General features: G+C 40.7%; 20 protein-coding genes. 19 read left to right on the forward strand and 1 reads right to left on the reverse strand.

From position 1 onward, the window contains the following. The first annotated feature begins 140 nt into the window (after positions 1 to 140). From lspA to opp4A, 19 genes are all read left to right on the forward strand, one after another. Positions 141 to 617: a signal peptidase II gene (gene lspA, locus MKY71_RS04590; protein WP_339175471.1), complete on the forward strand. Its 477-nt coding sequence runs from the start codon at positions 141 to 143 to the stop codon at positions 615 to 617. Further along, entirely contained in the window at positions 617 to 1,519 is a 903-nt protein-coding gene (locus MKY71_RS04595) for an RluA family pseudouridine synthase (protein ID WP_340731726.1), read from the forward strand. The genes lspA and MKY71_RS04595 overlap by 1 nt, the downstream gene beginning before the upstream one ends. A 161-nt stretch (positions 1,520 to 1,680) precedes the next feature. Then, positions 1,681 to 1,878, forward strand: coding sequence for a hypothetical protein (locus MKY71_RS04600; protein WP_340731727.1), 198 nt, complete (start codon positions 1,681 to 1,683; stop codon positions 1,876 to 1,878). After that, entirely contained in the window at positions 1,875 to 2,084 is a 210-nt protein-coding gene (locus MKY71_RS04605) for a hypothetical protein (RefSeq protein ID WP_340731728.1), read from the forward strand. Before MKY71_RS04600 ends, MKY71_RS04605 begins: the two co-directional genes overlap by 4 nt. Positions 2,085 to 2,438: 354 nt before the next feature. After that, positions 2,439 to 2,981 (forward strand): bifunctional pyr operon transcriptional regulator/uracil phosphoribosyltransferase PyrR, encoded by a 543-nt coding sequence (pyrR, locus tag MKY71_RS04610; RefSeq protein ID WP_339175475.1) that lies wholly within the window; start codon positions 2,439 to 2,441, stop codon positions 2,979 to 2,981. A 22-nt stretch (positions 2,982 to 3,003) separates the two neighbouring features. Then, entirely contained in the window at positions 3,004 to 4,302 is a 1,299-nt protein-coding gene (locus MKY71_RS04615) for a solute carrier family 23 protein (protein WP_339198046.1), read from the forward strand. 247 nt (positions 4,303 to 4,549) lie between these two features. Next, complete coding sequence (locus tag MKY71_RS04620; protein WP_339198049.1) at positions 4,550 to 5,467, forward strand: aspartate carbamoyltransferase catalytic subunit; 918 nt, start codon at positions 4,550 to 4,552, stop codon at positions 5,465 to 5,467. Next, the gene (locus MKY71_RS04625; RefSeq protein WP_340731729.1) at positions 5,430 to 6,704 is read left to right on the forward strand and encodes a dihydroorotase; all 1,275 of its coding nucleotides are present in this window, start codon (positions 5,430 to 5,432) and stop codon (positions 6,702 to 6,704) included. Before MKY71_RS04620 ends, MKY71_RS04625 begins: the two co-directional genes overlap by 38 nt. Further along, a complete protein-coding gene (locus tag MKY71_RS04630) occupies positions 6,704 to 7,804 on the forward strand; it encodes a carbamoyl phosphate synthase small subunit (RefSeq protein ID WP_340731730.1) in 1,101 nt (366 codons plus the stop codon). Before MKY71_RS04625 ends, MKY71_RS04630 begins: the two co-directional genes overlap by 1 nt. Continuing rightward, on the forward strand, positions 7,797 to 10,994 hold the full coding sequence (carB, locus tag MKY71_RS04635) for a carbamoyl-phosphate synthase large subunit (protein ID WP_340731731.1): 3,198 nt from the start codon (positions 7,797 to 7,799) through the stop codon (positions 10,992 to 10,994). Before MKY71_RS04630 ends, carB begins: the two co-directional genes overlap by 8 nt. A gap of 1 nt (position 10,995) precedes the next feature. Beyond that, the gene (locus MKY71_RS04640) at positions 10,996 to 11,769 is read left to right on the forward strand and encodes a dihydroorotate dehydrogenase electron transfer subunit (RefSeq protein ID WP_339175481.1); all 774 of its coding nucleotides are present in this window, start codon (positions 10,996 to 10,998) and stop codon (positions 11,767 to 11,769) included. Then, the gene (locus MKY71_RS04645) at positions 11,766 to 12,677 is read left to right on the forward strand and encodes a dihydroorotate dehydrogenase (protein ID WP_339198056.1); all 912 of its coding nucleotides are present in this window, start codon (positions 11,766 to 11,768) and stop codon (positions 12,675 to 12,677) included. The genes MKY71_RS04640 and MKY71_RS04645 overlap by 4 nt, the downstream gene beginning before the upstream one ends. A 1-nt stretch (position 12,678) precedes the next feature. Next, positions 12,679 to 13,386: an orotidine-5'-phosphate decarboxylase gene (gene pyrF / locus MKY71_RS04650; RefSeq protein WP_340731732.1), complete on the forward strand. Its 708-nt coding sequence runs from the start codon at positions 12,679 to 12,681 to the stop codon at positions 13,384 to 13,386. 1 nt (position 13,387) lies between these two features. Then, entirely contained in the window at positions 13,388 to 14,020 is a 633-nt protein-coding gene (pyrE, locus tag MKY71_RS04655; protein ID WP_339175487.1) for an orotate phosphoribosyltransferase, read from the forward strand. A 576-nt stretch (positions 14,021 to 14,596) separates the two neighbouring features. Continuing rightward, positions 14,597 to 15,607 (forward strand): ABC transporter ATP-binding protein, encoded by a 1,011-nt coding sequence (locus MKY71_RS04660; protein ID WP_339175488.1) that lies wholly within the window; start codon positions 14,597 to 14,599, stop codon positions 15,605 to 15,607. Continuing rightward, on the forward strand, positions 15,604 to 16,551 hold the full coding sequence (locus MKY71_RS04665) for an ATP-binding cassette domain-containing protein (protein WP_339175489.1): 948 nt from the start codon (positions 15,604 to 15,606) through the stop codon (positions 16,549 to 16,551). The genes MKY71_RS04660 and MKY71_RS04665 overlap by 4 nt, the downstream gene beginning before the upstream one ends. A 1-nt stretch (position 16,552) precedes the next feature. Next, positions 16,553 to 17,515, forward strand: a complete 963-nt coding sequence (gene opp4B, locus MKY71_RS04670; protein ID WP_339175490.1) for an oligopeptide ABC transporter permease — start codon at positions 16,553 to 16,555, stop codon at positions 17,513 to 17,515. Between the two features lie 36 nt (positions 17,516 to 17,551). Next, complete coding sequence (locus tag MKY71_RS04675) at positions 17,552 to 18,466, forward strand: ABC transporter permease (protein WP_339175491.1); 915 nt, start codon at positions 17,552 to 17,554, stop codon at positions 18,464 to 18,466. Positions 18,467 to 18,483: 17 nt separating this feature from the next. Then, positions 18,484 to 20,313 carry an oligopeptide ABC transporter substrate-binding protein gene (opp4A, locus tag MKY71_RS04680; protein WP_339175492.1) on the forward strand — a complete coding sequence of 610 codons (1,830 nt, stop codon included), beginning with the start codon at positions 18,484 to 18,486 and terminating at the stop codon, positions 20,311 to 20,313. 51 nt (positions 20,314 to 20,364) lie between these two features. Here opp4A and MKY71_RS04685 read toward each other — a convergent pair whose 3' ends face one another. Beyond that, positions 20,365 to 22,047, reverse strand: coding sequence for an Rqc2 family fibronectin-binding protein (locus tag MKY71_RS04685; protein WP_340731737.1), 1,683 nt, complete (start codon positions 22,045 to 22,047; stop codon positions 20,365 to 20,367). Positions 22,048 to 22,306: the final 259 nt, after the last annotated feature.

Consider the following 22,306-nt stretch of genomic DNA (forward strand, 5'->3'; position numbering starts at 1 on the left):
CAAGCTTTTTTTGTAGAACTTTTCGAGTAATGAAGAGTGTTTTATTTTCCTTTCTTGTCACTTTTCGCGTATTAAAAATATCAGATGGTCTGATATTTATGTTAAAATAGGTAAGATATATCGTAAACGGAGGATCTGCTGTGTATAAATATTACGGAATCGCAATAATTGCAGTCATTTTGGATCAATGGACAAAATGGCTCATTGTTAAAAATATGGAATTAGGGGAACGCATCAGTGTATGGGATCCTTGGTTTGGCATCTTATCGCATCGTAACCGTGGTGCGGCTTGGGGCATGTTAGAAGGACAAATGTGGTTGTTCTCACTCGTAACAGTAGCTGTCATTATCGCAATTATTTATTTTAATCATACAGAAGCAAAAGGTAAGCCACTTTTTCATGCAAGCTTAATGCTGTTGTTAGGTGGTGCGGTCGGTAACTTTATTGACCGTTTATTCCGAGGAGAAGTAGTTGATTTTGTCGATGTTTTTATACCGGTAATCAATTATCATTTCCCGATCTTTAATATTGCAGACGCAGCTTTAACAATTGCTGTTGTAATGCTTTTCATTACGATCATACTAGAAGAAAAAAAGGATAAGAAAAAGGTGAAATAATGACAGTAGTCACATTAACAATAGAAGAATTTGCAGGAGAACGTATCGATAAGGCACTTTCACAAATGGAAGAATCTTGGTCACGTTCGCAAATTGGTAACTGGCTGGATGAAGAGCGTATTTTAGTGAACGGTGCAGCCGTAAAAGCAAAATATAAAGTAAAACAAGGGGACGTTATTGAAGTAACGGTTCCTGAAGTGGAAGATTTGGAAATCATTCCAGAAGATTTAAATTTGGAAATCGTTTATGAAGATGCCGACGTATTAGTCGTGAATAAACCGCGTGGAATGGTCGTTCACCCGGCACCAGGCCATACTTCAGGCACATTAGTAAATGGTTTAATGCATCACTGCAAAGACTTATCAGGCATTAACGGTGTGGCACGTCCAGGTATCGTACACCGTATAGATAAGGATACGTCCGGCTTATTAATGGTTGCTAAAAATGATGTTGCCCATGAAAGTCTTGTTAATCAGCTTGTTGAGAAGTCGGTAACACGTAAGTATACGGCTTTAGTACATGGTCATATTGCGCATGAAAAAGGCACAATTGATGCACCGATCGGCCGTGACCAGAAAGACCGTCAAAAGCAGGCAGTTGTCGATAAAGGCAAGCATGCGGTTACACATTTCCAAGTAATCGAGCGTTTTGGTGACTTTACTTTAGTGGAGTGCCGTCTTGAAACAGGCCGTACCCACCAAATTCGTGTGCATATGAACTATATTGGTTTCCCATTGGCAGGCGATCCGAAATATGGTCCAAGAAAAACAATCGATTTCGGCGGCCAAGTATTACATGCAGGTGTTTTAGGCTTTATCCACCCTGTAACGAAAGAATATTTAGAGTTTGAATCACCACTACCGGAAGATTTCAAACAGTTATTAGAAGAATTACGCGGGTAATCGCGAATGGCCGTCTCCTTTTTGGGGGCGGTTTTTTTGGTTTCAGGAGTTATGGCATTCAGGTTACTTGGAGTAATTTTATTAGAACATTTGAAGGGGATATTAGAAGAAGTTGCGGGGATATTAGAAGTTCTGGAGCTTTTATTGGAAAACGGGTGGAAATGGATTCAGTTAGTGATGAATTTTCTGGCTGGAGAGGTGTTCTGACAGCTGAAAATAATTTTATTAGAACATTTGAGTGGGATATTAGAAAAAGTTGCGAGGATATTAGAAGTTCTGGAGCTTTTATTAGAAAACGGGTGGAAATGGTTGCGGTTAGTGATGAATTTTCTGGCTGGAGATGGGTTCTGACAGCTTGACAATAATTTTATTAGAACATTTGAGTGGGATATTAGAAAAAGTTCAGGAGATATTAGCACATTGGGAAGCTTTATTAGAAGATCACGAATACTTATTTGAACAATCGGCCATTATATTAGAAGATCAAACTTTTATTAGAAGATTTCAAAATATATTAGAACATTCAGCACACTTATTAGAAAATCCCCACCATGCTCACAATTAAAATAAAATTCACACTATTCAAACATCTATTTTCAGTTGTCTGACCTTCGCAAAGTTTATTGACTTATAAATTAATCAAGCCTATACTGACAACAGTGAGCTACAGAACTTGACGAGAGCAAGCAGGTAGTCACAACAAATCAAATCAATCTGAATATTGTTCACCTTTAATGGCAGTCCAGAGAGGCTGAGAAGGGATAATGTGAAGCAACGGAATTTTTGTGCGCAAAAATACCCGTGTGCAGTTTTTCAACATGACTTTTCAAACCCTCTAGAACTTTCTAGAGGGTTTTTTGTTTGAAACTTACATTGATCATACCCTGTGAACACGGAAAAAACGAAAGGAGCAAAAAACATGGAAAATTTTACAGTATTACTTGATGGACCATCGATGAACCGTGCGATTACAAGAATCGCCCACGAAATTATTGAACGTAACAAAGGCATTGACGAAGTGATTTTAGTCGGGATTAAAACACGCGGTGCCTATTTGGCAAGACGCCTTGCAGAAAGAATCGAAACGATTGAAGGGAAAGCGATTCGAACAGGAGAGCTTGACATTACATTGTACCGTGATGATTTATCTCCTAAGCATGATCAGGCACAAGTAAAGCAAGTCGATATTGAGCACCAAGTAAAGGATCAGAAAGTCGTACTGATCGATGACGTTCTTTATACAGGAAGAACAGTTCGTGCAGCACTCGATGCCATTATGGACTTGGGCAGACCGGCACAAATTCAGCTTGGGGTTCTCGTTGACCGGGGCCACCGCGAATTGCCGATCCGTGCAGATTATGTAGGGAAAAATATTCCAACATCAAGCGTTGAACGTATTGTCGTCAATCTTGTAGAAACAGACAAAGAAGATATCGTAACAATTCATAAATTTGAGGAATAAGTGAACACGGGGAGAGAACATCATGACGAAAGCAGTATTGGATATTCATGAAAAACCTACAGCAGGGCAGCTGATTACATTTAGTTTCCAGCATATGTTTGCCATGTTCGGATCAACAATTTTAGTACCAAAATTAGTCGGGCTGAGCCCAGCGATAGCACTTTTAACAAGCGGAATCGCCACAATCATCTTTTTGTTCATTACACAGTTTAAAGTACCGGCTTACTTAGGTTCATCGTTCGCCTTCATCTCTCCTATTATCTTAGTAGCAGGAATGACGGAAGCAGGAGTTTCCATCAACCCGGGAAATGCAATGATCGGGGCAATGATGGTCGGGGTTGTATACGCAATCGTAGCATTATTAATTTGGAAAACAGGCTACAAATGGCTGATGAATATTTTACCGCCAATCGTTGTTGCACCGGTAATCATCGTAATCGGATTAGGCTTGTCAGGCACGGCAGTAGATATGGCGATGAATGTGAACGGGGAATATAGCGGCCTTCATTTCTCGGCAGCATTAGTAACATTAGCGACGGCGATTATTTTCACTGTATTCTTTAAAAACATTTTAAGTGCAATGCCGATTCTTATGGGAATTGTAGTCGGCTATATATATTCAGTCATCGTCGGGATCGTTGACTTCACGGCAGTAAAAAATGCGAAGTTCTTCGCTTTGCCGGACTTCTTAATCCCTGGTGTAGATTATGAGTTCCAACTTACTGGAGCTATCTTTATCGGGATGGTGCCGATCGTCATTGTGACGATTTCAGAACATATCGGTCACCAGCTAGTGTTGGGGAAAGTTGTAAACCGCAACTATATTAAAGACCCGGGCTTACATCGTTCGCTGTTAGGTGACGGTCTTGGAACATTTGCTTCAGCACTGATCGGTGGTCCGCCAAAAACAACATATGGCGAAAACATCGGGGTTCTAGCAATCACACGTGTATATTCAGTGTATGTAATCATGGGAGCAGCAGTCGTTGCTATCATCGTATCGTTTTCAGGTCAGCTGATGGCACTGATTGAAACGATTCCGACAGCGGTACTTGGCGGTATTTCAATCCTGTTATTCGGGATTATCGCAGCAAGTGGTTTACGTATGTTAGTGGAAAGTAAAGTGGACTTTGGAAATAACCGAAACATGGTCATCGCATCTGTCATACTGGTAGTCGGAATCGGCGGAGCAGCAATGCGCTTTACAGAAAGCTTTGCGATTGAAGGCATGGCATTAGCATCGATTATCGGTGTCATCTTGAACCTTGTATTGCCGGGCCGTGAAGTAACAGAAAAAGATATTTACGAAACAGAAGAATAAAATAATACCTTTTAAAGATTGTCCAGAGAGGCAAGGAAGGGTATGACATGCATGAAAGGATCACCGAAAAGGATGATGCCTTACCTTGTCACACCCTCCAAGCCTCGCTAATGATCATAGCGAGGCTTATTTATGACGAGATATTGTATATTTAAACAAAAAGTAGATTAAATATTCATAATGTAATAAAATAATATCAAGCTAGCATTTGCGCCGGGGCGTAATTGATATAAGCGGAGGTACTCACATGAAAAACTTATTATCGATGGAACATTTGTCAAATGAAGAAATAATGATGATTTTAAATCGAGCACAGCATTTCGAAGATGGAGAAAAACCTGTGTTACCACGTGACTTTCATGTAGCAAACCTTTTCTTTGAGCCAAGTACACGTACAAAAACGAGCTTTGAAATGGCGGAGCGTCGACTAGGGTGTACAGTGATTCCGTTTGATGCTGAATTCTCCAGTACAACAAAAGGAGAAACACTGTACGACACAGTCAAAACATTGGAAATGATCGGCATTGATGCGGTCGTAATTCGGGATAAGGAAGATGAATATTATAACGAGCTTTTAGAAGGAATCGGGTGTGCAGTCATCAATGCAGGAGACGGCGCTGGCCAGCATCCTTCACAGTCATTGCTGGATTTATATACGATCCAGAAAGAGTTCGGGCGATTTGAAGATTTGAATATTACAATCGTCGGAGATATTTCACATAGCCGTGTCGCAAAATCAAATGCGACAGCACTTACTCGTTTAGGGGCGAATGTCCGATTCCTTTGTCCGCCGGCATGGGCAGGAAATTTTGAAGCGGCACATAGCTGGGATGAAGTACTTGAAGACAGCGATGTCATCATGTTGCTGCGCATCCAGCATGAACGTCATTCTGTAAGCAAGAACTTTTCAAAAGAAAGCTACCATGCAGAATACGGCTTAACAATTGAACGTGAACAGCGGATGAAAGAGCGAGCTATCATTATGCACCCGGCACCGGTGAACCGCGATGTGGAAATTGCGGATGCCCTTGTTGAATGCAGTCGTTCCCGCATTTTTGAACAAGTGCGAAACGGAGTATTTACTCGAATGGCCATTTTAGAAACGATTTTGAAAGGAAGAGATCAATATGACAACAGTTATACAAAATGTGAAACTACTCAATGAGGAAGGCGAATTAGTAGTATCTACTATTGTAATAGAAAACGGCAAAATCGCTTCGATTAATGGAGACATTCCAACTGGCGCTAAACTGATTGACGGTAAAGGCTATTTCGCATCACCAGGTTTTGTCGATGTACATACACATTTACGTGAGCCTGGCTTTGAACATAAAGAAACGATTGCAACAGGTTCGGCATCTGCAGCAAAAGGCGGTTTTACAACAATTTGTGCGATGCCAAATACGAAGCCGGTACCGGATTCGGTAGAAAATATGCAGCTCATTAACGGATTGATCAAAGAAAGTGCAGTAATTCGGGTTTTACCATACGGTTCATTAACGAAAGACATTTCAGGTGAAGTTCGTACAAATATGCAAGAGTTGAAAGAACAAGGTGCAGTCGCTTTCTCGGATGACGGGATCGGAATACAGTTAGCGTCGACTATGTATGAGCAAATGCAGCAGGCAGCAAAAATCGATGCGGTAGTTGTTGCACACTGTGAAGATAATTCACTTATTTACGAGGGGGTTATGCATGAAGGAAAACGCAATAAAGAACTTGGATTACCAGGGATTCCTTCGATTTGCGAATCAGTACAGATCGCTCGTGATGTACTGCTCGCAGAAGCGGCCGGTGCACGCTACCATGTTTGCCACGTATCGACGAAAGAATCCGTACGTGCTGTAAGAGATGCGAAAGCGGCAGGTATTAAAGTGACTGCGGAAGTTTGTCCTCACCACTTATTATTAGAAGAAATGGACATTCCATCAGATGATGCGAACTGGAAGATGAATCCTCCATTACGAGCTGCAGACGATAAAGATTCACTGCATGCAGCACTTTTGGACGGTACGATCGACTGTATCGCGACAGACCATGCACCGCATACAGAAGAGGAAAAATGCTGCGGTATGGTTGGGGCACCATTTGGAATCGTCGGTTTTGAAACAGCATTCCCATTGTTGTATACAAATTTTGTAGCGACAGGAAAATGGACATTAAAACAATTAGTCGACTGGATGAGTGTAAAAGCAGCCCAAATTTTCGATCTTCCATACGGAACATTGGAAGTAGGCGCATCAGCAGATCTTGTACTAATTGATTTGGATAAAGAACAGGCAATCGATGCAGATGGTTTTGTTTCTAAAGGACGCAATACACCATTTAACGGATGGACAGCAAAAGGATGGCCGGTAGTAACGATGTTTGAAGGCAATATTGTATATCAGGAGGCAGAATAATGAAAAAGCGTTTATTAATTTTAGAAGATGGCACTGTATTTACAGGCACTGCATTTGGAAGCGACAAAGCAAGTCAAGGAGAAGTTGTATTTACAACAGGGATGACAGGCTATCAGGAAACAATTTCAGATCCGTCATTTTACGGGCAAATTGTTACATTAACATACCCGTTAGTCGGAAATTACGGCATCAACCGTGATGACTTTGAAGCGATTACTCCTGCAATCCGCGGTTTTGTCGTACGCGAATTGGCAGAGCAGCCATCAAACTGGCGCTCGGATATGTCTTTAGGGGAATACTTGGCCTCACAAAATATCCCTGGCATTGAGGGAATCGATACAAGAAAATTAACGCGCATTATTCGTACAAAAGGGGCTGTACGCGCAATCTTAACGGAAGCAGACGCTGAAGTGGATATCACACAAATCGTCGCTCAATTACAGGAAACACCTTATATTACACATCATGTCCGCGAAGTATCGCCAAAAGCGGCATACCCTTCACCAGGACGCGGGAAACGTGTTGTGCTGATCGATTTTGGAATGAAACACGGCATTTTACGCGAACTGAACAAACGTGACTGTGATGTACTTGTCGTACCTTACAATACAACTGCCGAACAAATTTTAGCAATGCATCCGGATGGTATCATGCTTTCAAATGGTCCAGGGAACCCGGAAGATGTAACAGAAGGAATCGAAACGATTAAAGGACTAATCGGAAAAGTGCCAATCTTCGGTATTTGTCTAGGGCACCAGCTGTTTTCACTAGCTTGTGGCGCGAAATCGTTCAAATTGCCATTCGGTCATCGAGGCGGAAATCACCCGGTAAAAAATCTGCGTACGGGTCGTACGGATTTAACGAGCCAAAACCATGGCTATGCAATTGATATCGAGTCATTAAAAGACACTGATCTGGAGTTAACGCATGTCGCTTTAAATGATGGAACATGTGAAGGGGTACGCCATAAGAAATATCCGATCTTCACTGTGCAGTATCACCCGGAAGCATCACCGGGTCCTGAAGATTCAAACTACCTATTTGATGAATTTATCGAAATGATGGAAATCGAAGCAGCAAAGGAGAACCAATATGCCTAAACGTACAGATATAAATACAATTTTAGTAATCGGCTCAGGTCCGATCGTAATCGGTCAAGCAGCGGAATTTGACTATGCAGGGACACAAGCTTGTCTATCATTAAAAGAAGAGGGTTATAAAGTTATTTTAATCAACTCGAACCCGGCAACAATTATGACGGATACTGAAATCGCAGATAAAGTATACATCGAGCCTATCAGCCTTGAATTTGTATCACGTATTTTACGTAAAGAGCGTCCGGATGCCATTCTTTCTACTTTAGGTGGTCAAACAGGATTAAATATGGCAATCGAACTTGATGAATCCGGCATTTTAGATGAACTGGGAATCGAAATCTTAGGTACGAAACTGGATGCGATTCATAAAGCCGAGGACCGTGACTTGTTCCGTAACTTAATGTATGAGCTAGGAGCACCGGTCCCGGAATCAGATATTATTCATAACATGAAAGAAGCAAAAGCATTCGTTGCAAAAATCGGTTATCCGGTAATCGTCCGTCCGGCATTTACGCTTGGCGGAACTGGCGGCGGAATTTGCTATAACGATCAGGACTTACAGGAAATTGTAACATCTGGTTTAAAATACTCGCCTGTAACACAATGTTTACTGGAAAAATCAATCGCAGGCTTTAAAGAGATTGAATACGAAGTAATGCGTGATGCGGCGGATAATGCAATCGTTGTATGTAATATGGAAAACTTTGACCCGGTAGGAATTCACACAGGTGACTCGATCGTTGTAGCACCAACACAAACATTATCGGATCGTGAAAACCAAATGCTGCGTAACATTTCACTCGATATTATTCGCGCACTGAAAATCGAAGGTGGCTGTAACGTTCAGCTGGCATTAGATCCTTACTCATTCCAGTACTATGTAATTGAAGTAAACCCGCGTGTATCGCGTTCATCTGCATTAGCATCAAAAGCGACAGGCTATCCGATCGCAAAGCTAGCAGCAAAAATTGCAGTAGGTCTTACACTCGATGAAATTAAAAACCCAGTTACAGGTTCAACATTCGCATGCTTCGAGCCGGCACTGGACTATATTGTCGCAAAAATTCCACGCTGGCCATTTGATAAGTTCGAATCGGCAAAACGTAACCTAGGTACACAAATGAAAGCGACTGGGGAAGTAATGGCACTTGGTCGTACATTTGAAGAAGCGATCTTAAAGGCAGTCCGTTCATTGGAAACGGGCCATGTGCATATTGAAATGAAACATGCGGAAGATTTAACCGATTCATGGATTGAAAAGCGTATTAAAAAAGCAGGGGATGAGCGTCTGTTCTTTATCGGTGAAGCATTGCGCCGTGGCGTAACAGTGGAAAAAATCCATGAATGGTCTGCAATTGATCTGTTCTTCTTAACAAAGCTGAAAAAGATTGTGGATATGGAAACGACATTGGCAGAAAACAAAGGCAATAAAGAGATTTTACGTACAGCGAAACGTCTAGGCTTTGCGGATAAAAAAATTGCACAGCTTTGGGAAATGAAAGAGCAGGCGGTTTATGAATTCCGTAAAGAGCATGGTATTATTCCAGTATATAAAATGGTTGATACATGTGCTGCAGAATTTGAATCGAATACACCATACTTCTACGGAACATACGAGGAGGAAAATGAGTCCATCCGCACTGACAAACCATCTGTTGTCGTACTTGGCTCAGGTCCGATCCGTATCGGTCAAGGGGTAGAGTTCGACTACGCAACAGTTCACTCTGTATGGGCGATTCAAGAAGCGGGCTATGAAGCGATCATCATTAACTCGAATCCAGAAACGGTTTCGACTGACTTCTCGATTTCGGATAAATTATACTTTGAGCCATTAACAATTGAAGATGTAATGCACATTATCGATCTGGAGCAGCCAATCGGTGTCGTTGTACAGTTCGGCGGGCAAACAGCGATCAATCTAGCGGATAAGCTGGAAGCGAATGGCGTGAAAATTTTAGGAACGACACTTGAAGATATTGACCGTGCGGAAAACCGCAATAAATTCGAAGCGGCATTACAAGAACTGAAAATTCCGCAGCCTCCTGGCGATACAGCCACATCTGCTGAAGGTGCAATGAAAATTGCGGAAGGTTTAGGTTTCCCTGTATTAGTTCGCCCATCATATGTACTTGGCGGACGTGCAATGGAAATTGTTTATAACATGGAAGAGCTTGCACACTATATGGAGAATGCGGTAGAAGCATCACCGGACCACCCTGTATTGGTAGACCGTTATTTAACAGGGCAGGAAATTGAAGTTGATGCCATCTGTGACGGGGAGAATGTGCTGATTCCGGGAATCATGGAGCATATTGAGCGCGCAGGGGTACACTCAGGTGACTCAATCAGTGTATATCCTCCACAAAAATTAACGGATGCTCAGAAAGAAACATTAGTAGACTATACGACTCGCCTTGCAAAAGGTCTTGGCATTGTCGGTTTAATGAATATCCAATATGTAATGAGCGAAGGTGAAATTTACGTTATCGAAGTAAATCCGCGCTCAAGCCGTACAGTACCGTTTTTAAGTAAAATTACAAACATTCCAATGGCAAATATCGCAACAAAAGCGATTCTTGGTCAATCGATCATTGAACAAGGCTACCCAACTGGACTTGCAAAAGAACAGCAAGGTGTATTCGTAAAAGTACCGGTATTCTCATTCGCGAAATTACGCCGTGTCGACATTACATTAGGACCTGAAATGAAATCAACAGGGGAAGTAATGGGGAAAGATGCAACATACGAAAAAGCATTATATAAAGGCTTCGTAGCAGCAGGTATGGAAATTAAAACACATGGTACCATCCTGTTCACTGTATCGGATAAAGATAAGCAGGAAGCGATCAGCCTGGCGAAACGCTTCTCAACGGTCGGCTATCGCATCGTTGCAACAGAAGGTACAGCAAAAACATTTGAAGCAAATGGTATTAAAACAGACATCGTAGAAAAAATCGGCGGTAAAGGCAAAACATTGATCGATATGATTCAAAATGGTGAAGCCCAATTAGTTGTCAATACATTGACTAAAGGGAAACAGCCGGCACGTGATGGTTTCCGTATCCGCCGTGAATCGGTAGAAAACGGCGTACCATGTCTAACTTCACTGGATACAGCAGAAGCAATGCTGCGTGTAATTGAATCAATGACATTTACAGCAGAAGAAATGCCGAAAGCGGAGGTTGTACACTAAAATGATTCGTCAAGAGAAGATGACAGTTGTAGCACAAAAGCAAATTGCGACGAACATTTTCGAATTGACACTACAAGGACAACTGGTTCAGGACATGTCGCCTGGCCAGTTTGTTCATGTAAAAGTGTCAAATACATTCGAACCGTTGTTGCGTCGACCAATCAGTATTGCCAATGTAGATAAGGAAAAAAATGAATTTACGATGATTTACCGTGCTGAAGGTCGTGGTACAAAATTTCTGGCAACAAACCGTGAAAATGAAATCGTGGATGTTTTAGGTCCGTTAGGGAACGGGTTTCCTGTTGAAGCGGCAAAACCAGGCCAGACAGCGCTTTTAGTTGGAGGAGGAATTGGTGTACCGCCACTTCATGAATTAGCGAAACAACTGAATGCGCGCGGCGTGAAAACAATTCATGTTCTAGGTTTCCAATCAGAGGATGTATGCTTCTACGAGGAACAGTTCAATGCTCTGGGCGATACGTATTATGCAACAGTTGACGGGTCGAAAGGAACGAAAGGGTTTGTTACAACAGTATTTGATGAAGTGAAGCCTGAATTCGATCTGTTTTATTCATGTGGGCCATTGCCGATGCTTCGTGCTTTGGAAGGCTATTACCCGGAAAAAGAAGGGTACTTATCTTTTGAGGAACGGATGGGCTGTGGTATCGGAGCATGCTTTGCGTGTGTATGCGATACGACTGAAGGATACGGAAAAGATTATGTGAAAGTGTGCTCGGACGGGCCAGTTTTCCCGAAAGGAGTTGTGGCACTATGAGCCGTTTAAACTTGCAATTGCCAGGTTTGGAATTGAAAAACCCGATTATGCCCGCGTCAGGCTGCTTTGGCTTTGGACGCGAATACGCCCAGCTTTATGACTTATCAAAGCTTGGGGCCATCATGATCAAAGCAACAACGGTGGAAACGCGTAAAGGAAATCCGACACCGCGTGTTGCCGAAACATCGGCCGGAATGCTAAATGCGATCGGCCTGCAAAATCCGGGGATTGAAAAGGTAATGGCAGAAGAGCTGAAGTTTTTGGAAGGCTATGATGTTCCGGTTATTGCCAATGTTGCCGGCACGGAAGTTGCGGATTATGTGGAAGTGGCAGAGCGTATTTCAAAGGCCACTAATGTGAAAGCGTTAGAATTGAATATTTCTTGTCCGAATGTAAAGTGCGGCGGAATTCAATTCGGGACAGATCCGGAAACAGCTGGACAGTTGACTGCGGCTGTAAAGGCGGTTTCAAGTGTCCCTGTCTATGTGAAACTCTCTCCGAACGTGACAAATATTGTAGACATTGCCAAAGCGGTTGAAGCAGGTGGAGCGGACGGCATCACAATGATTAATACTCTTGTGGGAATGCGTTTGGACGAGCGTACTGGAAAACCTGTCATTGCAAACGGGACAGGTGGCTTATCAGGTCCAGCCATTAAACCGGTAGCTATACGTATGGTGTATGACGTGTATAAAGCGGTGAACATTCCCATTATCGGTATGGGCGGGGTTACGTGTGCACAGGATGTAATCGACTTCATGTCTGCCGGTGCATCGGCTGTAGCAGTCGGGACAGCAAACTTTGTAGATCATTTCGTATGCCCGACCATTATTGAAGAATTACCGGACTTGCTGGACACGTTAAATGTGAACCATATATCTGAACTTATCGGAAGGAGCCACCGTTAATATGAATACAAAACCTATTATTGCATTAGATTTCCCCGGTGAAAAAGAAGTTATGGGCTTTTTAGGGCAATTCGAAGAGAAACTTTTCGTTAAAATCGGAATGGAACTGTATATGCAGGAAGGCCCTAGTATTGTACGTAAAGTAAAAGATCAAGGACATGATATATTTTTAGATTTAAAGCTTCATGACATCCCGAACACGGTGAAATCGGCGATGAAGGGTTTAGCAGGGCTTGGTGTGGATTTAGTGAATGTGCATGCAGCAGGTGGCCTTAAGATGATGGAAGGTGCATTGGAAGGTTTGGAGGCCGGTACACCAGCCGGAGCTAAAAGAGCTGCATTAATTGCTGTCACACAACTGACGTCGACGACAGAACAGCAAATGCAAGATGAGCAGAAAATTGCCCTATCTTTAAAAGAATCCGTTTTACACTATGCACAGCTGACAAAACAAGCGGGCCTCCAGGGCGTAGTCTGCTCTGTTCATGAGGCAAAGGCAATCCGTGAAGCATGCGGAGATGACTTTTTACGGGTGACACCGGGTATTCGTATGCTTGGTGGGGAAGCGCATGATCAGCAGCGTATCGCAACCCCTGATGGAGCGAAAAAGGACGGCTCATCACTGATTGTTGTAGGCCGTGCCATTACAGGTGCCGTCAATCCGGTAAAAGCGTATCAAGAAGTTTGTAACTTATGGGAGGCTAACTAAAATGACATTACAAAATGAAATTGCACATGCAATGCTGAAAGTAGGAGCGGTGGAATTAAATCCAACCGATTTATTTACATGGGCTTCAGGAATTAAGTCACCGATTTATTGTGATACACGTTTAACAATTTCGGATCCAGTTATTCGAAAACAGCTTGCCAATGGACTGTCATCATTAATCAAGGAGCATTTTTCAGACTGTGAAGTAGTGGCAGGAACAGCTACAGCTGGAATTCCCCATGCTGCGTGGGTTGCGGATATTATGCAGTTGCCGATGGTATATGTGCGTTCAAAAGCGAAAGAGCACGGGCGTGGAAACCAGATTGAAGGTAAATATGCAAAAGGTCAAAAGGTCGTTGTCATTGAGGATATTATCTCAACAGGAGGTTCGTCCATTACAGCCGTTGAAGCATTACGCAATGCAGGATGCGAAGTGTTAGGTGTCGTATGTGTATATACATATAATTTGCCTAAAGCGGATCAGGTGTTTAATGAAGCTGGCGTTAAATTTGTTTCATTGACAAATTTCGACTACTTAATCGACGCAGCAAAAGAAGCATCTGCAATTCAGGAACAGGATATTCCTTTCCTGAAAAATTGGCATCAAGACTTAAAAGCGGGAAAATTAAAATAAAGTAAAACTTTAATCCGTGGGAGAATCGGCTTTCACGGGTTTTTAGTCGCGTCATTCGGGCTTTTATAAAATAAAAAAATATTAAAAATATTCAAAAACGTGTGAAGTTATCAAAAATATACTTTACACGTTTTTGTTATAGTTATATAATTCCAATATGCAAATTATCAGTTTTTTTAATATTGAAGTTTAATGAGAGTGAATTTTATTAAACTACATAAAAAAGTATTTCTAGATGTTTTTATGTTGAAAAGACATAATTATAATCACTAAGCGTTAATTTTTGAGCGTAATTATCGGAAAATTTAAATTTAAAAGAATAGTTTGCTATTGATAAATTTAAAATGTTAAATTAGAATAGTTAGAAAGTTTAATAATTGACATGCAAATAAATTTTATGGATAATTTACGAAGTAGTACAAAAAATTAACAAAACGTTAATATTTTAAAAAGACTGAGTATTAGCAAGGTTTAAATTTTTTCGATAAGGGTATTTTAATCTATTTGGAAAAATTTAATATAGAGCGAGTTTAGCAGAGTCGATTGTATGTTTAAGAAGAAAGGAGCGGTTATTTAATGTCTACGAATGAATTATTAGAAATCCGAAATTTACGTACGAGTTTCCGAATTAAAGATACATACTACCCAGCTGTAGACAATGTTTCGTTAACGCTTCGCAAAAATGAGATTTTAGCAATTGTTGGTGAATCAGGTTGCGGGAAAAGTACTTTGGCAACATCAGTAGTCGGGTTGCACAATTCTGTTACTACAAAAGTTGAAGGGGAAATTCTTTACAACAATCAAAACTTAGTTAAATTGACAGATGATCAGTTTAATAAGTTAAGAGGAAATGACATCGGGTTCATTTTCCAAGATCCACTTTCTGCATTAAACCCATTAATGCGTATCGGTGAGCAAATTGAGGAAGGGTTAATTTATCATACGAAATTAACTAAAGAACAACGTCAAAAACGAGTTATTGAGTTACTGGATCAAGTAGGGATTCCGAATATGCAGCGTGTTGCACAACAATTCCCGCATCAGTTATCGGGTGGTATGCGTCAGCGTGTTATGATCGCGATCGCATTATCAGGAAAGCCTGCAATCATTATTGCGGACGAACCGACAACAGCACTTGATGTAACAATCCAAGCACAAATTTTAGACTTATTAAAGTCACTGCAAGACGAAATACAATCAGGCATTATTTTAATTACGCATGACTTAGGTGTTGTTGCTGAAGTAGCAGACCGTGTAGCTGTAATGTATGCCGGTGAAGTAATAGAGGAAGCGCCGGTTGTAGAGCTATTCAGAAATCCGAAGCATCCATACACAAGATCGTTATTAAAATCAATTCCTCAAACAAACAGTGAGGAAGAAAAATTAGAAATAATTCAAGGAATGGTTCCTTCTTTAATGAAGTTACCTCGCCAAGGCTGCCGTTTCTCATCACGTATTCCTTGGATTCCGCAATCAGCACATGAAGAAAACCCACAGCTTCATGAAGTTGCTCCTGGCCATCTTGTACGCTGTACTTGCTGGAAAGAATTCCATTTTGAGGATGAGGAAGGGAGCGTAAATCAATGAGTTTCATGCAAGTAGAAGATTTAAAAGTTCACTATCCGATCCGAGGTGGATTTTTTAACACAATAGTTGATCATGTTTATGCAGTAGATGGTGTAACGATGGAATTTGAGCGCGGAAAAACTTACGGTCTTGTAGGTGAATCAGGCTCAGGTAAATCGACAACCGGTAAAGCAATTATCGGACTGGAGAAAATTACATCAGGCCGTATTCTTTACGAGGGTGAAGATGTAACAAATTCCCGCCGTAAACGTGATTCAGCATATAACCGTGATATACAGATGATTTTCCAGGATTCACATTCAAGTATGAACCCGCGTAAACGTGTATTGGATATTTTAGCAGAGCCAATTCGTAATTTTTTGAAGTTATCTCCGCAAGAAGAGCGCAAACGTATCAATGAGCTACTCGCAATTGTAGGGATGTCAGAGGACGTACTTCTTAAATATCCGCACGAATTCTCTGGGGGGCAAAAGCAACGTCTAGGGATTGCCCGTGCAGTTGCATGTAACCCAAAAATGATTATCGCGGATGAGCCGGTTTCGGCACTTGATTTATCCGTTCAGGCACAAGTTTTAAACTTTATGAAGGATATTCAGGAACAATATGGAATTAGTTATTTATTCATCTCTCACGATTTAGGTGTTGTTCGCCATATGTGTGATCATATCTCTATCATGTATAAAGGCAGATTCGTAGAAACAGGTAAGCGAGAAGATATTTACACAAATCCGCAGCATATTTATACAAATCGCCTGCTTTCTGCAATTCCTGATATCGAGCCTGAAACGCGAATTGAACGTAAGGTTGAGCGTCAAAAAGTTGAAGCAGCATACCGTCAGGAACAACATAAATATTACGACAAGGATGGAAAAGTATATCCTTTAAAATCGATTTCAGACTCACATCGAGTAGCAATGTCTGAAGATGAAAAGGAGCGTGTATAGTATGTGGAAAACGATAGTTCGCCGTGTATTAATAATGATTCCGCAGCTATTTATTTTAAGTCTCCTAATTTTCATATTAGCGAAACAAATGCCTGGTGATCCATTTACAGGGTTAATTACACCGGAAACAGATCCGAGTGTAATTGAAGAATTACGTGTTAAATCAGGCTTCTATGATCCATGGTATGTACAATACTACAACTGGATTGCAAATGCAGCACAAGGTGACTTCGGTCAGAGTTATACATTTAAAAAGCCGGTTGCAGATATTATTGGTGACCGTGCAATGAATACATTATTACTTTCATTGCTGAGTGTATTCTTCCTTTATGTGCTGGCAATTCCTCTAGGGGTTTTGGCTGGACGTTACCACGATTCATTCTTGGATAAATCGATTGTACTTTACAGCTTTATCTCATATGCAATTCCTGCATTCGTACTGTATTTAATTTTTGTATTCGTGTTTGGTTACCGGCTTATGTGGTTCCCGACAAGTGGTACGGTGGAAATAGGAATGGATCCGGGAACCTGGAGTTATTATTGGAGTAAATTCTACCATTTACTGTTACCGGCAGCCAGCTATGCACTGCTAGGTACGACAGGTGTTATTCAATATTTACGTTCGGAAATTATTGATGCAAAAACAATGGATTATGTTAAAACAGCACGCAGTAAAGGGATACCGATGAAGAAAGTGTATTCCCGTCATATCTTCCGTAACTCTCTGTTACCGATTGCAGCGTTCTTAGGATTCACAATTACCGGTTTACTTGGTGGATCAATTTTCATTGAAACTGTATTCGCTTATCCTGGAATGGGTAAATTATTTGTCGAGTCCATTTCAAGTCGTGACTACAGTGTAATAACGGCATTAGTAATGTTATATGGCTTCTTAGCATTATTAGGTAGTCTATTATCCGATATTATCTTAAGTATAGTGGATCCGCGAATTCGCATAGACTAATCAATTAATAATGACTAAGGAGAGGTGATTTTAATCATGGAAAACAAAAATGAACAGACAGTAGAAAAATTAGAATCTCAAAGCTCTCCACCAACTGGTATTCAAGTAATATGGCGAGAGTTTAAAAAAGATAAATTAGCAATGTTCTCATTAATAGGAAGTATCCTGCTAATGATCGCGATTATGATTATGGCATTCTTCACTATTGATCAAACGGAAGTAATGAAAATCCAATTATTGGAGCGTTTCACTGAACCAGGTGTCCGAGGATATATCCTTGGGGCCGATGAAGCCGGACGTGATATGTTCGGCCAGCTAATCATTGGCGCGAAAAACTCTATACTGATTGCCATTGCGATCACAATTATCGCAAACGTAGTCGGTATCGGTCTTGGTATTATTATGGGATATTACGGTGGTTTCATCGATAATTTCTTCATGCGTATTATTGATTTCTTTATCACTCTACCAACTACAATGATTATCATCGTAGTCGTAACAATCATTCCATCATACGGAATAGTAGATTTAATCTTAATTATTGCAGCATTTCAGTGGATGTCGACGGCCAGACTTGTGCGTTCCAAAGCGCTATCTGAAGCACGACGCGATTACATTAGTGCCTCTAAAACAATGGGTACAAGTGATTTCGCGATCATGTTTAAAGGTTTATTGCCAAACTTAAGCTCACTGCTTATTGTGGAAGTGACATTAAGCTTTGCAGGGAATGTTGGGATCGAAACAGGTCTTTCATTCTTAGGTTTCGGTTTACCACCGTCAACACCAAGTTTAGGAACTTTAGTAAGTTATGCTATGAACCCGATAATTTTATCGAGTAAATGGTGGGTATGGTTGCCTGCATCAATATTAATCTTAGTAATGATGCTTGGTATAAATTACGTTGGTCAAGCGTTACGACGCTCTGCTGACGCAAAACAACGTTTAGGATAATAAGGGAGGAAAAACAGATGAAGAAAAAGAAAGGTTTAATGCTGTCATCAGTATTTGCTACGGCATTAGTATTAGCAGCTTGTGGAGGAGATGACGAAACGTCTACTGAAAAACCAGCTGAAAAAGATGGTAATCAAACAGAAGAAAATACAAATGACGGTGGTTCTACTACTGCGGAATCTCCAACATTACCATCTGAAGTTACAAATGATGGAGATGCAATCGAAGGCGGTACTTTACAATTCGCTTTAGTAACAGATTCTCCTTTCCAAGGTGTATTCTCATATGAATTATATGAAGATGGTTATGATGCAGATATTTTAGACTTCATGACAAACTCTATTTTTGATACAGACGGTGACTTCCTTGTAACGGATGAAGGGATTGCGAAGTTAGATGTTGATGCAGATAACAACAAAGTAACAATCACTATCCAACCTGACGAAGTAAAATGGTCTGATGGTCAGCCAATGACTGCTGACGATATCATTTATGCTTACGAAATTATCGGTCACCCTGATTATACAGGTATCCGTTATGATGATGACTTCAAAAACATTATCGGTGCTGCTGAATATAAAGCAGGTACAGCGGATTCAATCTCTGGTATTAAAAAGATTGATGACAAAACAATTGAAATTTCAATGACTAAAGTTTCTCCAGCTATCTATTCTTTAGGTGACGGTTTATGGGGTTATGCAGTACCTAAGCACGTATTGAAGGATATTCCTGTTAAGGACTTAATCTCTTCTGATGCAGTACGTAAATCTCCTGTAACTTTAGGACCATTTAAATTAGATAAATTAGTTGACGGTGAATCTGTTCAGTTCGTAGCGAACGAGAACTACTGGAAAGGTAAACCAAAACTAGATAAAGTAGTATTACAAGTAGTTCCTTCATCTTCTATCGGTGAAGCATTACGTACAGGTAAATATGACATGGCGTCTTCATACCCTACAAACCAATATGATGGCGTAAAAGATCTTGAAAACTTAACAGTATTAGCTCGTCCTGAGTTAGCATACTCTTACCTTGGCTTCAAGCTTGGTAAATGGGATGCAACTGCAAGTGTAAACGTTACAGATGAAAATGCAAAAATGAATGATGCTGACTTACGTAAAGCTGTTGCTTACGCAATGGATATCGAGCAAGTAACAGAGCGTTTCTACCAAGGCTTACGTTCACGTGCAACTTCATTAATTCCGCCAGCATTCGCTTCATTCCATGACAACTCTTTAGAAGGATTCAACTATGATCCTGAAAAAGCGAAAGCATTATTAGATGAAGCTGGATACAAAGACGTTGATGGCGATGGTATCCGTGAAGATAAAAACGGTGAAAAATTCGAAATCCGTATGGCAGGTATGTCAGGTTCTGACACTGATGAAGCAATCGTTGAATACTTCCGTCAAAACTGGAAAGATGTTGGTTTAGATGTACAGTTAACAACTGGCCGTTTAATCGAGTTCAACAGCTTCTATGATAAAGTACAAGCTGATGATCCTGAAATCGATATGTTCATGGCTGCATGGGGTACTGGTACAAACCCATCTCCACTTGGCTTATACGGTGAAGGTGCTTCATTCAACTACAGCCGTTTCGTAACACCTGAATTACAAAAATTATTAGCTGATATCGACTCTAAAGAAGCGGTTGACGCAGATTACCGTGCGGATGCATTCCGTAAGTGGGAAGAGTACATGTTCGAACAAGCAACAACAATTCCAACATACTTCCGTACAGAAATCATTCCAGTTAACAAACGTGTGAAAAACTACAATGTTGACTATGGTAATCCAACTGAATTACATGAAATTGAATTAACTGCTGATGCACCAATTAAATAATCAGTAACAACAAAAAGCCGCTTAGAAAATTTCTAAGCGGTTTTTCGTTGTTTACTTTTTCAGCTGCATAACAACTGCTTCGTCTGGTGTAACATAAAGTGTTTTTTGTTCAAAATAAATCACAAATCCTGGTTTTGCGCCATTCGGTTTTTTCACATGGCGAATTTCCGTATAGTCTACCGGAACCGAAGAAGAGTCACGTGCTTTTGAAAAATAAGCGCTTAACACAGCGGCTTCTGTCAAAGTTTGCTCGTCAGGGTTTTCCGAATGGATGACAACATGTGATCCCGGAATATCTTTCGTATGTAGCCATACTTCGTTACGTTTTCCAATTTTGAATGTCAAATAGTCATTTTGTTTATTGTTTTTACCGACCGAAATTGAAATACCGGAAGATGATATGAATTTTTCCGGTTCCGGTTTTGCCGGTTTCTTTTTTCGTTTTGCCTGGCGGATTCGAAGTAAACCTTGTTCTGCCAGCTCTTCACGGATTTCCTCGATATCTTTAGTGGACGCTTGCTGCACTTGCTGTGTAAGCATTTCCAAATAGTTGATGTCTTCTGTTGCTTTTTGCTGTTGTTCTTCAATCATAACTAACGCTGTTTTTGCTTTATTGTACTTTGTGTAATAGCTTTGCGCATTTTCGATCGGTGTTTTTCTTGGGCTAATCGGTATCCTTACTGTTTCGGCATTTTCGCTGTAATAGTTTTCAACGTCTACGTATTCAGCGCCTTTTTCGAAATTATAAAGATTCGCCATTAAAAGCTCACCGTAAAGTTGGAACTGCTCCAGATTTTGAGCGCGTTCATAATCTTTTTGAAGCTTTTTTTGTTTCAGTTTTAATTTATTCAGTTCATTTTGCAGCCAGCGTTCAAGATCACCCGCTTGCTGTTTCACTCGATCACGTTTTGCACGGGCAAAAAATACACGGTCAAGCAGCTCGCCAAGAGTCTTATAATTCGTAACTGCTCCTGACAAATGTGTTAATGCTGTTGGCGAGAAATAGATTTTCCCTTCCTGCTCAACATAGGTCGGATTTGCGCTCGTTGCGATTTCGTTCATCAGCTGTCTGCAAGCTGTTACAGCATCATTTGTTGTGATACGGTGCAGCAACTCATTTGCATGCAATGGGGAGAAACCGGCAAACTGATCGACAATATCTTTAGTAGTAGGTTGTTTTGAAAATACTTCTTTCAACTCTACATCGGATAAACTTGTCAGTGCAATTTTCTGTTGTTGTGGCGGTGCGATATATTGCTGCCCCGGCAAAACGGTCCGGTAGCTGTTCATCGATGGCGGCAGATGTTTGATACTATCAATAATGATATCATTTTGAGCATCGATTAATAGCAGGTTACTATGACGCCCCATAATTTCGATGACGAGCTTACGCTTTACCGCATCGCCGATTTCATTTTTACTGTCGATTTCAAATGTGATCACACGTTCAAAGCCGTCCTGAACAACAGATGAAATAAAACCCCCTTCGATATGTTTACGCAACAGCATACAAAACATTGGCGGGTCAGCCGGATTTTCAATCGATTGATCTGTTATGTGAACACGGGAATAAGAAGGGTGGATAGAAAATAATAGTTTACTGTTCTGGCCTGCTGCACGAATTTGCAATACAACTTCAAGTGCATTCGGCTGATAAATTTTGGTGATACGTCCGGATGTTAGGCTTTGTAGCTCCTTGCTCATCGAACGTGTAAATAGTCCGTCAAATGCCATCTTTATGCCTCTTTCATTAAATAAGTCTTTTAGATTGTTTAATCATATCATTTTTTCGTACAAACCTGTAGTTATCGCAAATGACTATCTATTAATGAAATATTTTTTATATGAAAGATAACTACTCTCGAAAAAGGGGGCCAATTCTTTCCTACTTACATAAAATAAAAAGTATTTTATTACCTCCTATCTATGATAAAATATATATTTGGATAATAGACGTTAACGCAAAATCGATCACACATATGCTATAATTGAA

The sequence above is a fragment of the Solibacillus sp. FSL W7-1324 genome (assembly GCF_038008025.1).
Taxonomy (GTDB): Bacteria; Bacillota; Bacilli; order Bacillales_A; family Planococcaceae; genus Solibacillus.

What these genes read in the sequence shown, in the direction of transcription:
- MKY71_RS04595 (WP_340731726.1), top strand. Translation starts at nt 617, where the DNA reads ATGACAGTAGTCACATTAACAATAGAAGAATTTGCAGGAGAACGTATC.
- MKY71_RS04600 (WP_340731727.1), top strand. Translation starts at nt 1,681, where the DNA reads ATGGATTCAGTTAGTGATGAATTTTCTGGCTGGAGAGGTGTTCTGACA.
- pyrR (WP_339175475.1), top strand. Translation starts at nt 2,439, where the DNA reads ATGGAAAATTTTACAGTATTACTTGATGGACCATCGATGAACCGTGCG.
- MKY71_RS04615 (WP_339198046.1), top strand. Translation starts at nt 3,004, where the DNA reads ATGACGAAAGCAGTATTGGATATTCATGAAAAACCTACAGCAGGGCAG.
- MKY71_RS04620 (WP_339198049.1), top strand. Translation starts at nt 4,550, where the DNA reads ATGAAAAACTTATTATCGATGGAACATTTGTCAAATGAAGAAATAATG.
- MKY71_RS04625 (WP_340731729.1), top strand. Translation starts at nt 5,430, where the DNA reads ATGACAACAGTTATACAAAATGTGAAACTACTCAATGAGGAAGGCGAA.
- MKY71_RS04630 (WP_340731730.1), top strand. Translation starts at nt 6,704, where the DNA reads ATGAAAAAGCGTTTATTAATTTTAGAAGATGGCACTGTATTTACAGGC.
- carB (WP_340731731.1), top strand. Translation starts at nt 7,797, where the DNA reads ATGCCTAAACGTACAGATATAAATACAATTTTAGTAATCGGCTCAGGT.
- MKY71_RS04640 (WP_339175481.1), top strand. Translation starts at nt 10,996, where the DNA reads ATGATTCGTCAAGAGAAGATGACAGTTGTAGCACAAAAGCAAATTGCG.
- MKY71_RS04645 (WP_339198056.1), top strand. Translation starts at nt 11,766, where the DNA reads ATGAGCCGTTTAAACTTGCAATTGCCAGGTTTGGAATTGAAAAACCCG.
- pyrF (WP_340731732.1), top strand. Translation starts at nt 12,679, where the DNA reads ATGAATACAAAACCTATTATTGCATTAGATTTCCCCGGTGAAAAAGAA.
- pyrE (WP_339175487.1), top strand. Translation starts at nt 13,388, where the DNA reads ATGACATTACAAAATGAAATTGCACATGCAATGCTGAAAGTAGGAGCG.
- MKY71_RS04660 (WP_339175488.1), top strand. Translation starts at nt 14,597, where the DNA reads ATGTCTACGAATGAATTATTAGAAATCCGAAATTTACGTACGAGTTTC.
- MKY71_RS04665 (WP_339175489.1), top strand. Translation starts at nt 15,604, where the DNA reads ATGAGTTTCATGCAAGTAGAAGATTTAAAAGTTCACTATCCGATCCGA.
- opp4B (WP_339175490.1), top strand. Translation starts at nt 16,553, where the DNA reads ATGTGGAAAACGATAGTTCGCCGTGTATTAATAATGATTCCGCAGCTA.
- MKY71_RS04675 (WP_339175491.1), top strand. Translation starts at nt 17,552, where the DNA reads ATGGAAAACAAAAATGAACAGACAGTAGAAAAATTAGAATCTCAAAGC.
- opp4A (WP_339175492.1), top strand. Translation starts at nt 18,484, where the DNA reads ATGAAGAAAAAGAAAGGTTTAATGCTGTCATCAGTATTTGCTACGGCA.
- MKY71_RS04685 (WP_340731737.1), bottom strand. Translation starts at nt 22,047, where the DNA reads ATGGCATTTGACGGACTATTTACACGTTCGATGAGCAAGGAGCTACAA.